The organism is Acidobacteriota bacterium (genome assembly GCA_039030395.1).
Taxonomy (GTDB): Bacteria; Acidobacteriota; Thermoanaerobaculia; order Multivoradales; family JBCCEF01; genus JBCCEF01.
Map to the genome: position 1 here is coordinate 16060 of JBCCEF010000014.1, position 14879 is coordinate 30938.

9 protein-coding genes are annotated in these 14879 nt (G+C 63.7%); 4 read left to right on the forward strand and 5 right to left on the reverse strand.

Going from position 1 to position 14879, the window contains the following annotated elements:
• Nucleotide 1: 1 nt before the first annotated feature.
• Both AAF481_13545 and AAF481_13550 read left to right on the forward strand, forming a co-directional pair.
• Nucleotides 2-3679, forward strand: coding sequence for a DEAD/DEAH box helicase family protein (locus tag AAF481_13545; GenBank protein ID MEM7482194.1), 3678 nt, complete (start codon nucleotides 2-4; stop codon nucleotides 3677-3679).
• On the forward strand, nucleotides 3676-4755 hold the full coding sequence (locus AAF481_13550; GenBank protein MEM7482195.1) for a hypothetical protein: 1080 nt from the start codon (nucleotides 3676-3678) through the stop codon (nucleotides 4753-4755). Before AAF481_13545 ends, AAF481_13550 begins: the two co-directional genes overlap by 4 nt.
• A 37-nt stretch (nucleotides 4756-4792) precedes the next feature.
• Here AAF481_13550 and AAF481_13555 read toward each other — a convergent pair whose 3' ends face one another.
• On the reverse strand, nucleotides 4793-5635 hold the full coding sequence (locus AAF481_13555; GenBank protein ID MEM7482196.1) for a hypothetical protein: 843 nt from the start codon (nucleotides 5633-5635) through the stop codon (nucleotides 4793-4795).
• 215 nt (nucleotides 5636-5850) lie between these two features.
• Here AAF481_13555 and AAF481_13560 point away from each other — a divergent pair, with 215 nt between their 5' ends.
• Nucleotides 5851-6207 carry a VOC family protein gene (locus tag AAF481_13560; protein MEM7482197.1) on the forward strand — a complete coding sequence of 119 codons (357 nt, stop codon included), beginning with the start codon at nucleotides 5851-5853 and terminating at the stop codon, nucleotides 6205-6207.
• A gap of 29 nt (nucleotides 6208-6236) precedes the next feature.
• Entirely contained in the window at nucleotides 6237-6920 is a 684-nt protein-coding gene (locus AAF481_13565; GenBank protein MEM7482198.1) for a YafY family protein, read from the forward strand.
• Nucleotides 6921-7160: 240 nt separating this feature from the next.
• Here the strand turns inward: AAF481_13565 and AAF481_13570 are convergent, their stop codons facing one another.
• From AAF481_13570 to AAF481_13585, 4 genes are all read right to left on the reverse strand, one after another.
• Complete coding sequence (locus AAF481_13570) at nucleotides 7161-9365, reverse strand: carboxypeptidase-like regulatory domain-containing protein (protein ID MEM7482199.1); 2205 nt, start codon at nucleotides 9363-9365, stop codon at nucleotides 7161-7163.
• A gap of 205 nt (nucleotides 9366-9570) precedes the next feature.
• Nucleotides 9571-11835, reverse strand: coding sequence for a carboxypeptidase-like regulatory domain-containing protein (locus tag AAF481_13575; GenBank protein MEM7482200.1), 2265 nt, complete (start codon nucleotides 11833-11835; stop codon nucleotides 9571-9573).
• A 78-nt stretch (nucleotides 11836-11913) separates the two neighbouring features.
• Entirely contained in the window at nucleotides 11914-14259 is a 2346-nt protein-coding gene (locus tag AAF481_13580) for a von Willebrand factor type A domain-containing protein (protein MEM7482201.1), read from the reverse strand.
• Complete coding sequence (locus tag AAF481_13585) at nucleotides 14256-14798, reverse strand: sigma-70 family RNA polymerase sigma factor (GenBank protein MEM7482202.1); 543 nt, start codon at nucleotides 14796-14798, stop codon at nucleotides 14256-14258. The genes AAF481_13580 and AAF481_13585 overlap by 4 nt, the downstream gene beginning before the upstream one ends.
• Nucleotides 14799-14879 lie beyond the last annotated feature (81 nt).

Here is a 14879-nt window from a genome sequence, read left to right on the forward strand (position 1 = left end):
CATGACCGTTCTTGGACCCTCGCTTTCCCAAGGTATCGCATGGCTAGCGGAGCGGAATCTCTGGTGGATCCTCGCCTACGTCGCGGGCTGCCTGACCGTCTCCTACGCAGTCGCCTGCATCGTGCAGCGACGCCTGGTTCGAATTCTCCGCAAGCGACCTACGCAGAACGCTCCACTCGGCCGAATGGAGGCTGTCTTTTCCATCATCGCGCCTTTGGCACTTCTCTACTTCTTGCTCGAGGGCATCACCAGCAGCCTGTACCGATGGTTGCGCCGGGGCCGTCGCCAGCCAACCGAGACCTCCAAGCGATCGGACCAGGAGAAGCCCGGCCCTTCCGCGAGCCTGCCGGAGGCTTCGGTCCGCGTCGCCACCCTCGGGCCGACCTTTTTTCTGGCGGGCCTTCTCTGCGGCCTGACCTATTGGCTGACCTGGATCGCCAGGCCGGTGCTGGCTCGGGCCTTCAGCCTCAGCCCGGGACACTCCCTCTGGGAGTACCTAACCCTTGGGCAAATCGTGGAGCTGGGATGGCTACTGCCACTCTCCCAACGACCGCACCTGGCACTGATGCTGGCCCTTCCCTGCTGGCTGCTGATCTGGTGGACCTTTGGCAACCTGCTGCGCGGAGTCGTTCTTCGCTCTAGCTTGCAGCGAAACTTGGCGGGCACCGACGAAGCGACGCTTCCCTCGTGGTATCGAAGTTTTGGTGTGCGGCGCCACGTGGAGCCGAGCAACAGCTATCGCTCCTGGGCGGCTTGGGTGGTCACCTTCGCCATTCTTCTTCTGGCGCTCGCCGCATTCTCCCTCGGTCGAGAAAAGGCGGCGGTCGAGCCGGGTGCACTGGCCGTCGCTGCGGTGCTGGTGCTCTCTTGGGCACTGCACCTCCGACTGCGGGGCTTCTCAACGGAACCAGCGGCCTCCGAGAGCACGGCAGAATCGAAGGACGAGCCCACCCCGGCCGGCTGGCTCACGGTGGTGCGTGAACTCGACCGTCGCCACGGCATGGAGGCACCGGAACCACTGGGTCGCCGTCCCCAGGTGGCACTGGCGACAGATCAGCCGATCCACACCTCGGCGAATCTCTCGCCCCTGTTGGGAGAGATCATTTCAAATCTGGCACCGTCGGACCCCTCCCCGACCCAGCCGGCCCTGACCACCATGCAGTGGAAAGTCCTCAACACCCTCGCCCTGAACGGCTTCGTGCACCTCGATCCGCCGCCGCAGGGCGATGAACTCACCTTGCGAGCCGGCAGCCCCGAGCGAACTGAGAACCGCTCCGGCCTCGATGAACGCCACCAGATCGTCCTGGCGCCGGAGGGAAGCGGCAAGACCACCCTGGCCATACTCGCAGCGGCGAACCACACCCTGGTCCATTCCCGGTCGACCTTGCTTGTCACCCATTCGGAAGCACAGGCCGAAGAGACCTATCAGCGTCTCGTGGCATCGGTCGAATCCTCAACGGTTCGGTGGAATTTGCGGCGGCGGCGGGTGGGTCGGGACTTCGCGAAGGATCTCAGCCGGGACATCATCCCGGACGTCCTGGTCTGCAACTTCCGCGAATTGGTGACCCGCTTGCTCGACAACAGCGATGCCTTTTCGCCATTTCTGGGAAACGTCGGATTGATTGTGGTGGACGACGTGGAGTCATTCACCGGCAGCGAGGAAATTCACGCCCAACTGGCATTCCGGCGCCTCCATCGTCTTTTCCGGCAGCTTTCCGGCGTCGAGCAACTCGGCGAAGAGAACAGCCCCTTGTGGCTGTGTCTCGGCGTGGACTCGATGAAAGAGACCGCCGCTTGGGCCAAGAGCCTTTGCGGCATCCAAGCAGCCCTGCGAACCTTTCCCTCACCGTCGACGCTGTTGGATTCCGACGACGAGACCGACACCCCGCGGGAAGTCGCCGTCGCCAACGAACAGCACCTCTACTCCCTGCAGGACTGCACCACTTCCAGCGGCCGGCCGCTCGCCAAAGCCGAGCTGATCGCCGCCTGCGAGCATCACCAAGTCCCCTGGCACTATCGTCCGTGCGGCGACGGCCGCCGTTCCCGGGGAGTCAGTGCCTTGCTGCTGGAGAAGGAGCCGGAGTTCGACTGTTCCTCCCCGGCCGACGCCTGCGTCCTTCTTCTCGACGGCCGCTGGAGCGAAGTTCATCGAGAGCTCCGTCGTCTTCCCCAGGCCGGCTGCAGGTCGGGTCGAAGGGAGATCGCCCTATTGGTTGCCATCGACCCGGATGAAGCCACCGCTTGTCACACCCTCATACCAAACTTCGCTTTCGAGCCTGCCGGCGAGCCGGAGGGGATGACCTCCCTAGGTGAAGAGCTGAACACCCTTCCCCTGCCCGTCGTCCGCCCCCCTTCCAGCCCCGTCGTGCGCTCGCACCTGATCGCCGACCTTCTCCAGCACTGGATCGAAGTCGAAGATCTGCTCGATACCTTCGAGAGTCGCGTCTCCGGCCCGCTGAGATTGTTGAGTGAGCAAGGAATGCTGCGCACCGAAGAGAGGAGCGACGTTCAGTCCGCCTCCAAAGAATACGAATCGAAGGTCTACGTTCGCGCCCTGGTCGGCTCGATCGCCACGAGCGATGAAGATTCCCGAGAGCAAGAAGGGGAAGAGCTTCCTCCCTTCGACAAAGTGCGGAGAACAGACCTGATCTCTTCCGTGGCGGTGGCCGTTCGGAATCGAGCGGACCACACGCTACTCCAGCGGGTCGAAGCCGATAGCGTCGGACTCCTCTACTACCCTGGCCGGGTCTTTCAGAACTCCAAGGGTCGTTTCGTCGTAATCGGTCGATCCGGTACTCCGGAGCGACCCGGTGGAATCGAGGTCGAACCGGCTCTCTTCGACGAAGTATCAAGCCCTCGCCGTCACTGCCATATCGTCGAATCCAGCGAAGTCCAGGCGCAGATCCCACGCTCCTTTACCTATCCGCTTTTCCCTCCCGAACCTCTCCTCCTTGGACAGCATCCGATCGAGATCGGTCTCAGCGAGATCGAGGCGTCGATTACACCGGTGGCGACCTACCGCCTGCACCGGGTCACGGGCAAGATACGCTCGCGCGAACTTCACAGCACTGCGGTTCGGAAGCGCTTCGCCACGAGGCTCTCGACGGTCGCGCTGGTGCTGCATCCCAATCCCTCGCCGGCTGCGCCATCGCTCAGGCAAGGCGAAGGGCGGCTCCTCGCCGCCTTGCTGCGTTTCATCATGCCCCTCATCTATCGCGATGTTCGGGAACATCTGGAGGTTGCCCTGCACGTTGAGCGCTCATCCGAATCGGAAGAACCCTGGAACGAACCCCTGAAGCCGAAAGACGGTATCTACCTGATGGATCTGCACCGGGCAGGCAACGGAACAGCGCGCGCCATCTACCGCGAGGGACTGGACCTCCCCTTGCGCTTCTGCCGGCATTTCCTCGACCAGATCACCGACGTTCAGCGCCTTGTGCGGATCTTTGACCACTGGGGCGATCGAGACGAAATCCTGGCCGACAGCCAAGAGAACACCTCCCACGACACCCCCACTTCCCCCAACGAGTCCTCGGAACCGGAACCAGCCGCGGGAGGAGTCCCTTGGGATCAGGTGCGCGAGGGGCTCCTCACTTGGCTCGAGAGCCGCCTTCATTCTGAGCCGGTGCGACGTGAAGAAGACCCAGAGCCTGCTCAGGACGAGGGGGAAGCCGCATGACGATTTTCTACCGCGTCATCGGCTTCGCCCTGGCGGGGCTTGCGACGATGACGATCTCCTGCCGCTACGGTCAGAATCTCGGGCACAACCGTGAACAGACCCTAGACCCGCGGAGCGCGTTTCCGGACTTCGTCGCCGCCACCGAGGAAAGACGCTCAGCGCCCTCTGCCGGCCGCTGGGCCATGGACCCCTGTCGCGAGGAGGACTCGCTGGACGATCGGCTCGCCCTAGGGCCGCACTTCTCTGCTGCCATGCCCCGCGAGGGAAGCTGGGACCGCGCCGAAGTTCAGCAAGGAACGCTGCTGGTGGGCTGGCAGGAAGGTTCGCTCCGCCCCACCTCCTTTGTCTACGCGGAGAGGATTCGGGCCGCAGCCCCAGGATTCGAGATGCAAGCCTTCCGCAAGCGGCTCGATACTCGCCTTCGAAGATTTTCCCTCGACCCAACGAAGCCAGGCCTCGCTACTACCCTGGCGGACGACGAGACCCTGTCCCAGAAAACTGAGGCGTCGGTGGCCGAGAATCCTGAGACGGCAACTGTCGACGCCGAAAGCCCTGACGCCACAGTCCAGAAGACTCCGCCGCAGGACCCACCGCAATCCTCCGAGGAAGAACCAAAGAGCATCGGGGGCACAAGCCATGCGCCTCGAGGCTTTGCCTCGGAGCGAGGATCCTTTAGCGGTTGGCGGTGGGTTGGACAGTGCCAACCAGGCCCCACCGACCGCGGTGAGCCTATGGACGAGCCTCCGCCGCCGCCACAAACCCAGCTGCCGCTCTTTCGCCTCGGCACCCTGCAGGGAACCTGGCAGCCCCGCCCGGTGGACGAACCCCTACCGGCGATGATGATCGTGGCCGTGGCCAATACGCCCGACCACCCGGACTTTGGCCTTCACCTGGCAGTCGTCTGCGCGCAGAATCCCACCTGCGCACAGGGACCTCAACTCGCCCGGCTCCTCGGTTCCATCCGATTCCGCTCAGCGGATGAAGGGCTCACCCTGGATCCGAGTTCTCGATACCTCGAAGATCTTGCGCAGGAGGTCGGCCTCGATTTCACCGCGGCGAATCCTCTAGAAGGCTAGTACGTCACGGCGGCCATCAGCCACCGGCTCGCTGAAGCTAACCACCGGAGAGCTGAAACTTTCGGGAGTATTCCTCAGGATCGAACAATAGATTCTTGCCGACCCGCAGGGAATGCTCGATTCTTTCCTCCAGCTCCGCTCTCTGTAGATTTTGAGGCCGGCTACTGCGCGACGTATAGACGATCACCACTCGCCGCTGAGGACTGGTCTGCTTTCGACTCAGTCGGCGGTTGCGGCAGTCCTCCGCCCGGTACTGTCCGAGATTGACCTGGTAGTAGTTGCGCGACGCCCCATTCGAAGGAACTGTCCGCAGCCACTTCGCCAGCATCTCGGCTCGGGCACCGGCCAGGTCTTCCTGTGAATCGAGGGAACCCTCGCAGGAGGCCATCCCGAAGGTCACGATGTCCCTGGACTTCTCGATCCGGGCTCGCAGTCCTCGGGTCTCCAAATACTCCAGAAAATTCACGACGTTGTCGACTGGATCGACCACGCTATCGGCGTGTCCATATCGCCAACGATGCTCTTGGGTCAGGATCAAGGCTTCCAGAATCAAAGGCGAGCCATCCTCAGTATGAGTTGCAAACTCAATTACCTTGTGACCCTCACCCTCTTCCACACTTGCCCATTGCGATGCCGGCGCGGGAGGTTCCGGCACGATGGGGGGAGTCCTGTCGGAAACCAGACCTGGCTCCGGATCAGGAGGTAGTGCAACCGAAGGAGTGGCTTCCCTTTCGTTCGAAGGAGGTCGCCGGGCCAGAGCGTCTTCAGCCTTCCTGACCAGCTGATGCTGGGTCAGCAAGCTGACGAACAAAGCGACCACCACACTCACCACACCACTCACAAAACCGTTCAGAATACTCAGTAAGAGATTTCCCCACATACCCCCTCCCACCTACAGCCTGGACAGAACGCACTGCAACCCTTCATAGGACCGACCGAAATCGGATATCGCATCTTCCTCCGACGGCGACCGATCGAATCACCGATCAGAGGACTCCTGACACAACGATGTCAGGAGACCTCTGTCATGGTGTCTACATGGCGACTCGGAGTCGCCTCTATCATCAAAAGCGAAATATCTTGGGAGATGCGTCCATGAACCACTCGATCCAGTACACCGAACTCCACACCCCCGACACCGCGGCGGCGACGACGTTTTACACCGAGCTGTTCGGTTGGCAACCCAAGGTCAGCGAAACGCCGGTCGGACCGTACACGGAAATCTCGAACGGCGATGGGCCGATCGGCGGCATCTTCAGCCGCCCCGAGGGCGGCGAGCCGCACTGGTTGATCTACGTCAACACGGACGACGTGGAATCCTCCGTCGCCCACGCCCGGAAGCTCGGCGCCTCGATCCTGCAGGACAAGCAGGAGGTGCCTGAAATGGGCTGGTACGCCATTCTCGAAGATCCGCAGGGCGCGGTCTTCGCCCTCTGGCAGTCTAGGGAATAGTCCTGGCGATGAACCGGTAGCATCGAACGATGCGCCGCGCCGACCGACTGTTTCGGATCATCCAGACCCTGCGGCGACGCCGGCGGCGGATCGCCACCGCTGCCGACCTCGCCGAGCGGTTGGAGGTCTCGGAACGCACCATCTATCGCGATATCCGAGACCTGGCCGAGTCCGGTGTGCCGATCCGCGGCGAGGCCGGGGTGGGCTATGTGCTCGACCGCACCTACGACCTGCCGCCACTGATGTTCGATGAGGACGAGATCGAGGCTCTCGCCCTGGGTGCCCGTATGGTGCGTAGCTGGGGCGATCCGGCGCTGGCCTTTGCCGCCGAGAGCGCCCTGGCGAAGATCGATGACGTTCTGCCGAAGGCGCTGCGCGAACGCCTACAGAGTTCACCGCTCTTTGCCCTCAACTTCGGCCGCGACGATCCGGCGGACGAGCTCCTGGGCCGCCTGCGGGTGCTGATTCGGGATCGTTCGCGGGCAGTTCTCGACTACCGCGACGCCGAAGAGCAGGCGACCGAGCGGACGGTGCGACCGCTCGCCCTTTTCCATTGGGGACGGGTGTGGACCCTCGGCGCCTGGTGCGAGCTACGGCGGGACTTTCGCAGTTTTCGGGTGGACCGCATCGACCAGCTCGATGCAGGGACGCCCTTCGAGTTGGAGGAGGGCAAGTCCCTCGACGACCTCTTTCGCCACTACCGCGGGAGCTAGGACCCACCGACCGGCGAGCCCCCTCTCTCCATCGCCGCCAGCAGGTTGCTGAAAAACTCTTCAGCAATCTGCTACCGAGCCCACAGGGCTTGGCAGTGCCGGAGGCGCCGTGGACGGGATGAGCCCGAAAGCACGGGTGTTTTCGGGTGAGGGGCGGACCGCGGGCGGGCGCCCAGCCCCCTGAAGAAAAATCTAGCAGGGCGCTGAAAGAATAGGCCGAAGGCCTTATTCAGCAACCTACTAGACGTTCGGCGGCACACACTCGCCCGGCGGTGAGAAAGCGCCGGTGTCAAAGCGGGGCTGGAAGGCCGTACCCTGCGGGTTCTCGTACTCCATCATCTCGCCGGTGGCGGTGTCCGTTACGCGAATCAACACCTCGACGTTGGTCAGGCCGGTGGAGAACACCCAGTAGCTGTAGAAGGGATCGAGATTGCAGGCATCGAGCACCTTGACCAGCAGCTCGACATTCTCCTGGTCGAAGAACCAGAAGTAGCCCGACTCCGGGGTCAGCTCGACGGCGCCGGCGAGGCCGGAATCTCCACTCAGGGTCTCCCAATCCGCCTCGACCGCGAAGCGACCGCCCTGCAAACACAACCGATTGGGGCTCGGGGTGCAATTGCCGCCCAGACCGCCCGGGCGGTCGAAGGACTGGAGGGCACCGCCGGCGACGAGCGAGATCGGCGCCTCGGCCGTCGCCCGCTCCGGCGCCGGCCGGGCATTCGTCGGCGGTGCGGCGTCGCAGGTGAGAAAAGCGCCGGTGTCCTGGATCGGCACGAAGGGAATACCGAAGGAGTTGCCGCCCAGCCAGGTCGTCCCGGTCCAAGTGTCGACTACCTGGATCTCGACCTCCACGTTGGTCAGGCCGGCGGCGAACACCCAATAGGCGGGCGTCGCTTCGGCGCAGGCGTCGAGTACCTTGATCACCAGCTCGACGTTGTCCTCGGCGAAGAAGTAGAAGGTGCCGGTGTCGTCCGTCAAGGAATCGGCGAAGGCCAGGCCGAGAGCGTTGTCGCGCGGGTTTTCCCAGTTGGCCGTCACCTGGAAGCGACCATGGTTCAGGCACAGAGCGATGGCCGACGGTTCGCAGTTGAAGACCAGGAAGGAGGTGAGCGCGAAATCGATATCCGGCACGTCGGTTCCCTCGGTGACAGAGACCGGCATCGCCTGATTGTTGTCGCAGAAATCGCCGTCGCAGTCCACTCCATCGAAGATCTGCTTGCCGTAGTTCGGCGCATCGGCGGTCACCACGTAGGTGCCCGTGGGCACGCCGTTCAGGGTGTAGGTTCCGTCGCCCAGGGTGGTCGCCTCAGAGATCAGCGTGTCGCCGAAGAGCAGCTCGACCCGGGCACCGGGAATGCCCGCGCCGGAGATCGAGTCCACCACCTGGCCGGTCACCGACCCGGCGGTCTCGAGGGCGATGGTCGGCACCGCAGTGGGCGTTTCGGGATTCACCAGAATGGCCGCACCGCTCAGCGGGTCGCAGGTTTCGAGGGCACAGCTCAAGTCGGAATAGACTTCCGACAGGTAAGTCACCGCCGAGGTCAGAAGGTAGTAGTTGCCGGGTACCAGAGGGCCGGTTTCGAAGGTTCCCTCGGAGGTGGTCGTCGCCGTGTCGAGCCGGCGGCCGAGGTTGTCGAACACTTCCACTTGGGCGGCGCGCAAGGGTTCACCGGAGTCCTCGCCGATCACCATGCCGGTCAACGAGCCGGGCATGTCGAGGGCGAAGTCGATGCCCGGCGTGGTCTGACCAAAGATCACCGCGATGGGAGTGCCCAGAACGGGATCGCACAGCCCCACCGCCGGATTGGGGCACCACAGTGCATCGTAGAGTTCCGCCAGGAAGTCACCGACCGTCGCCCGCATGAAGTAAGAGGCCTCGAAGAGGCGATCGAATTCGTAGGTGCCGTCGGCGGCGAGATCTCGCTCGGCGAGCAAGTTTCCCTGATCGTCGAAGATCTGGACGCTCGGCCCGGAGACCGGATCGGTGGTCGCCGCCGCGATCACCTGGCCGGAAATCTTGCCCGCCTCGCGCAACGTGAAATCGGCATCCGTCACCACCTCACCGTCCAACAGAGCGACGGCCTCTCCGTCGCTCGGATCGCAGGCCCGCGGGCTGTCCGACGGATCGCCGCCGCCGTTCCAACAGAAGGCGCCGGCGAGGTCCTCGTCGGCGTACACCGCATCGAAGGTCACCGGAAAGAAGGTACCGGCGGTCAGCCCTGCGAAGCGGTAGACGCCGTTCTCATCGGTCTGGTCCGTGACAAACGTCGAGGCGTCCTCGTTCCACAGACGCACGGTGATGCTGGCGAGGTGGTCGCCGGACAGGGCGTCGGTCACCGTGCCGCCGATGGCGCCGGTTCCCTGGCCAAAGGCACCGGTGGCGGAGCACAGAAAGTAAGCGAAGACAAGACCGAAGAGCGGCCGAATTCGCAGAGTGGATTTCATGAGGTGTTCCCTTTCGAAGAATGAACTCGAACGCAACGAGTTCACGAGGAGCCGCCGGTCCGATCGACCCTTCCCGACCCATGCCAAAATGGCAATACGTCATAAGGCAAATAGATTCTAGAGGGCTCTCGGGAAAAGTCAACGGAGCGGCAAACAGAACACCTCGGAGGAGCCTGCGCCTCCGGTCATCCACTCGGACTCGGACTCAGAACGAGCAAGCGCCAAACGCTTCGGTATCGAACCTCGGCTGAAACGCCGTTCCCTGAGCGTTGTCGTACTCTCTCATCTCGTTGGTTGCCGTATCCGTGACTCGAATGGTGGTCTCTACGTTCGTCAATCCCGTGGCGAACACCCAAAATGTACGGTACGCCTCCAGGTCGCAGGCATCCAGCACCTTGACGAGAAGTTCGACGTTCTTCTCGTCGAAGAACCAGAAATATCCGGTATCTTCCGTCAATGCTCCGGACATCGCCGATCCGGAAGCACCGCTCGGAATCGCCCAGGCCGCCTCCACGGCGAAACGTCCTCCCTGGAGGCAGAGCCGATTGGGACCCGGCGCACAGTTGCCGACACCTTCCGCGGCTCCGGCAAGACTTCTGATAGCCCCTATTGGGTGCGGTGTGGGATGCGCTCGATGGGATTCTTCGCCATCTACAGAACGCCATCCTTCAGGTCGCTGAGCTTCGCAGGTGTCAAAGGCTGCCGTGTCCTGAACGGGCACGAAGGAGGTGCCGAAGTCATTGCCCTCTAGCCAGACGACACCCGTCCACAGGTCGACTACTTCTAGCCGCACCTCGAGATTGGTCAAACCCGCGGCGAAGATCCAGAATCGTGGCTCCTGCTCAGCACAGGCGTCTACGATCTTAAGAACGAGTTCCAAGTTGTTTTGCTCGAAAAACCAAAATGCCCCCGTATCGTCGGTAAACGGCCGAGCGAAGGCGGACTCGGTCGTCTCTCTTCTTGGATCAGACCAAATCGCCCGGACCCGAAAGCGCCCGTCTGCCAAGCAGTGAGTCGTCAGGTCGTCAACACACTCCTCCGCCACTCGGTCGGTGAGGAAGAAGTCAATTCCCGATGCTTCTTGTCCGAAGTCCACCGACACCACATCGGCTGCCGCAACATCGCAAATCCCAGGAGTGCAGGGCACGTTTCGATAGAGCTGTCCCGCAAACTGCGAATTCGCCTCCGGTTCCGCCAAAACCTTGTAGTCTCCGGGCGGAAGATCCTTAAATGAGAATGTACCGACGGATCGCTCGGCCTCGATTCCCAGGCGGCGCCCCTCGCTATCCAGAAGGACAGAACGAACGTCCCCGACAGGCGAGCCGGTCGAACTCGCAATCAGTCGACCCGAAATCTCCGCGGCTCGTTCCAGCTCAATCTCGACAGCTTCGGTAGCTCCCGATCTGACCTCCAGGCCATCCGCTGCGTAAGGATCGCAAAGCGAGTAGTGACAGTGGGTATTCGGAAATACCTCCGCCACAAAAGGCGATAGTGAGTTTATGGGGTCAAATCGTAGATGGTACCGCCCAGGCCGAAGATAGCCTGACCGGAACTGACGATCGGTACCGGCAATCAGACGCCTATTCAGCAAGCCCCCGGAGTCCCAAATCTCCAGACCCCAAGATCGATCTTCACCACCGGCAACGATGCTTCCGTGGACTTCCCCGGATCGCACCAGCGGGATATCAATGTTCCTGGTCGTCCCTCCGCTCACCACACTAACACCTTCGCCTTCGAGCCGTGCGTCACAGAAGACTTGACCGGGGCCGGGGCAAAAGCCTCCGCCGTAAGACTCCCCCCAATAACGGTTGTCGAAAGTAAATCCTCGGACAAAATAGGCACCTTCCGCGAGGTCCACAAACTCGTATCGTCCCTCCGAGTCAACGTCCACCCTGGCAATGAACCGGCCGGCCGAATTCTGCAAACTTGCTTCGCCAAGGACAGGGAGTCCAGACACCTCATCCGTCAATCGGCCTGCGATTTTCCCACTGAGTTTGAGAGCGAAATCGATCTGCCGAAGCGACCCGTTCTCCGGAAGATCGAGAGGTATGGCAACCTTTTCCGGATTACAGCCGACTCTGCCCTGAGAGGGTTCACCACCGCCAAGGCAGGCCTCGCCACCGTAGGCTTCATCGGCGTATCCCAACTCATTCAAGGTCGTGAGATACACGGTGGCCGAAACAAGTCCTTCTATCCGATACCGACCATCGGAGTCCGTAAGAGCCCCGGCATAGCGAACGAGGTAGCCCAACCATGCAGTGACGACCACCCCTTCCAGGGGCTCACCCGTCACCTCATCAATCACTCGCCCCTCGATCGAAGTGCCTTGCAGAGGAGCACCGATTGGAACGATTTCCGATCTGTTCGAAGCGAAAGAAAGTGGACAGAGTCCAAGTGAGAGAAGAGTTAAACTAATGCAGGACAACTTGAACATAGAACCCCCTATTCCGGTACTCAAATCGCGACCCATCCGTCTTCTATGGGAATTCTAGGTTCCTGTCAAACCAATGGCCTTCGGCCCACAACCCCCACAACCCCGGCCTTCGGCCTACAACCCCGCCGCACGCGCCGTCAGGCGGGCCAGCTCCGCCGCCTGGGCATTGCCGGGCCGCTCCGTTGCCAGGGCGTGGGCGCGGCGGGCGACCTCGGCAAGGCTGCTCTCGCGGGCCCAATAGGAGCCGCGGAGGATTTCCGCCAACTCGGCGGCGAGGGCCGCCTGGCGAAACTCCGGCGAGGCGGCGCGCCAGCTCGGAGCGAGGTCTCGAGCGGTCAGCGGCAGCTCTTGCTCGATCCACTCGCGAGAACTCGGATCCCGATAGCGGAAGCGCAGGGCGGCGAAGGCGTCCGTGGACTCGAAGGCCTCCGGCCGCAGCTTGATCTCGTACAGCGCGGTCACCCGGTGGCCGGCACCGATCTCGCCGCCGTCGGAGGCGGTATTGCGGAAATCCCGGTCCGGCAGGTCGCGGTTCTCATACCCCAACAGGCGGTAGCGATCGACCAAAGCAGGCTCGAATTCCACCTGCACCCGGGCGTCCTCGGCGACCGTCAGCAGGGTGGCACCGAGCTGGGTGCCGAGCACTTCTTCCGCCTCGTCCAGGGTATCGATGTAGGCGTAGTTGCCGTCCCCGTCGTCGGCCAACTTCTCCAGCAAGATGTCGTTGTAGTTGCCCATGCCGAAGCCCAGGGCGGTCAGCTCGATGCCCGCCTCGACACCGGCGGCGAGGCGCTCCAGAAGAGCTTCACCGTCCGTCTCGCCGGTGTTGGCGACGCCGTCGCTCGCCAGAATCACGCGATTGATGGCGCCGGGGCGCAGGTGCCTGAGAGCCAGGTCGTAGGCCGCTTCGAGACCCGCCGCGGCGTGGGTGGAACCGCTGGGGCTCAGGCGGGCGAGGGCAGCGCGCACACGATCCAGGTCGGCCGTCGGTTCGAGCACCACCTGGGCGCGCCTGCCGAAGGTCACCAGGGCCACCCGGTCGCCCGGCTGGAGGCGGTCGAGGAGCAGCCGGAAGGACCGGCGCACCAGCTCGATCCGCCCGCCTTGCGCCATCGACCCGGAGACGTCCACCAGCAAGGTGAGGGCGGCGGCGGGCCGATCGACCACCGGGCGGGAGGCCATGTGGAAGCGCACCAGCCGATAGTCGGGACCCTGCGTGAAGGGTGTCGGCGCCGCCTCGACGGACCAGTGGAGGGCGCGATCCGTCGGCGGATCGCCGGCGGCGTCCAGGGCGTTGACGATCTCCTCCACCCGCACCGCGTCCCGCGGCGGCCGGTACCCCTGATCCAGATAAGAGCGCAGCAGAGTGAAGGAAGCGCGATCCACATCCAGCGAGAAGGTCGACCGAGCGTCCTCCGCCGGATCGAGGAACGGGTTGACTCCGCTGTGCTGGAAGAACATGTCGCCGTGCGGATGACCGTTGGGCTCGGCGGTGCCGCCCGTCGAAGGCGCAGGAGCCACCCTCGGCTCCACCGGCTGAGCCCTCGCCAGCTCCGGCTCGGCGAGCCGGCGTTTGCGGTCACTCCGACCCTCTTCCAGGGCGCGGAGTTCGGTTTCGAGCTGGCGCCGCTCCTTCTCCAAAGATCGGTAGGCCCGGTCTTCGAGCGCGATCGAGGCATTTTCCTGCGGTGCCGGTTGCGCGCGACCTGGAGGAGCGACCGATGCGGGAGACGATGGGGGCGGCGGCACTTCGCGCCTCGGCTCCCGGTGAACGGGCGGCGGGGTCGGAGCATCGGCGAAGCTGAAATCCGCCTCAGGAAGGTCCTGGCTATCGCCCCGGGCCGGTTGATCTCGCGGTGCCGAACCTGGCTCGGAGGCGGCACCCTCCGCGTCTCGCTGGGAGGGCTGACGCGCCCTGCGCTTCAACTCTTCCAAACGGCCCATCCGCTCCGCCCGCTGCTCGCCCACCTCGGCCGACACCTCCGGGGGTGCCCCCGGGGTGGGCACTGGATCTGGCGTCGGATCCGGCGCCGGTTGCCTCGCAGCTTCGGAATCCGCCGGAAGCGCCGCCTCTTCGCGGCCCCGCTGGACTTCCCCTTCCTGGATGGGCTGGACCGCTTCCGGCGCGATCTGCGAAGGCTCGTCTACCATCTCCGTCGCGGCCTCGGTCTTGGCTCGGGTACCGGCCGCGGCAGCCTCTTGTTCGGAAACGCTCTCCGGCGCCATCGGCACCTCCTGGGAAACCCACCAGGTCAAGCTGCCGGCGAGCACCGCGGCGACGAGCACCGCCGCGATGCGCCAGCGCGGAGCACCGGAGTCTTCGCCGGCGTTGGGCAGCGCCGGCCGGGGCAGTACGTCGGGGATGTCGGCGCGGATGCGATCCGCCAGATCCTTCGGCGGCTCGGGCGTTTCCTCCGGCTCGGACAGACGGCGGGCGAGGTTCTTGGGATCGGTATTCATGACGCCTCCTGCGGCAGGGCGCGGGCGATGAGGGCGTAGGCTTTGTGGAGTCGTTTGCGGATGGCGACCACCGTCACCTCTTCCTGGCGGGCGATCTCGCGCACCGGCAGATCGCCCCAGAAGCGGGCGGTTACGGTGTAGCGCAGAGCCTCGGGAAGGTCGAGCACGGCCCGCCGCAGGGCCTCCTCCTCTTCGCTGCGGCCGAGGTCTTCGTCCACCTGAGGCAGCGGAGATTCCGCCTCCAATTGGTCCACCGCCACCAGCCGCCGGGGCCGGCGAAGGTGATTCAGGAAGGTGGTGTAGGCAATGCGGAAGAGCCAGGTGGAGAGCTTGGAGCGGCCGTTGAAAGTACCGAGGGCGGACCAGGCTTTGCGGTAGGTTTCCTGGGTGAGGTCCGCCGCCTGATCAGCGTCGCCGCCGCACAGGCGAGAGAGGTAGGCGAAGATGCGCCGATAGGTCGCTTCCACCAACGTGTCCGCCGCCGACCGGTCGCCCCGGGCAAAGGCTCGGGCGAGCCGTGCTTCGTCGACTTGCACCATGGGTGGGTCCCTCCGCGGATTCGAGTCGATAGCTTGGATCAGTTGCATGGTATCCACTTCGACACCGCAGGGTGCGAAAAG

Bases quoted from the DNA above. Each gene is read 5' to 3' on its own strand.
- AAF481_13570 (MEM7482199.1), bottom strand. From the start codon at position 9,365: ATGAAATCCACTCTGCGAATTCGGCCGCTCTTCGGTCTTGTCTTCGCT.
- AAF481_13580 (MEM7482201.1), bottom strand. From the start codon at position 14,259: ATGAATACCGATCCCAAGAACCTCGCCCGCCGTCTGTCCGAGCCGGAG.
- AAF481_13585 (MEM7482202.1), bottom strand. From the start codon at position 14,798: ATGGTGCAAGTCGACGAAGCACGGCTCGCCCGAGCCTTTGCCCGGGGC.
- AAF481_13555 (MEM7482196.1), bottom strand. From the start codon at position 5,635: ATGTGGGGAAATCTCTTACTGAGTATTCTGAACGGTTTTGTGAGTGGT.
- AAF481_13575 (MEM7482200.1), bottom strand. From the start codon at position 11,835: ATGGGTCGCGATTTGAGTACCGGAATAGGGGGTTCTATGTTCAAGTTG.
- AAF481_13545 (MEM7482194.1), top strand. From the start codon at position 2: ATGACCGTTCTTGGACCCTCGCTTTCCCAAGGTATCGCATGGCTAGCG.
- AAF481_13560 (MEM7482197.1), top strand. From the start codon at position 5,851: ATGAACCACTCGATCCAGTACACCGAACTCCACACCCCCGACACCGCG.
- AAF481_13550 (MEM7482195.1), top strand. From the start codon at position 3,676: ATGACGATTTTCTACCGCGTCATCGGCTTCGCCCTGGCGGGGCTTGCG.
- AAF481_13565 (MEM7482198.1), top strand. From the start codon at position 6,237: ATGCGCCGCGCCGACCGACTGTTTCGGATCATCCAGACCCTGCGGCGA.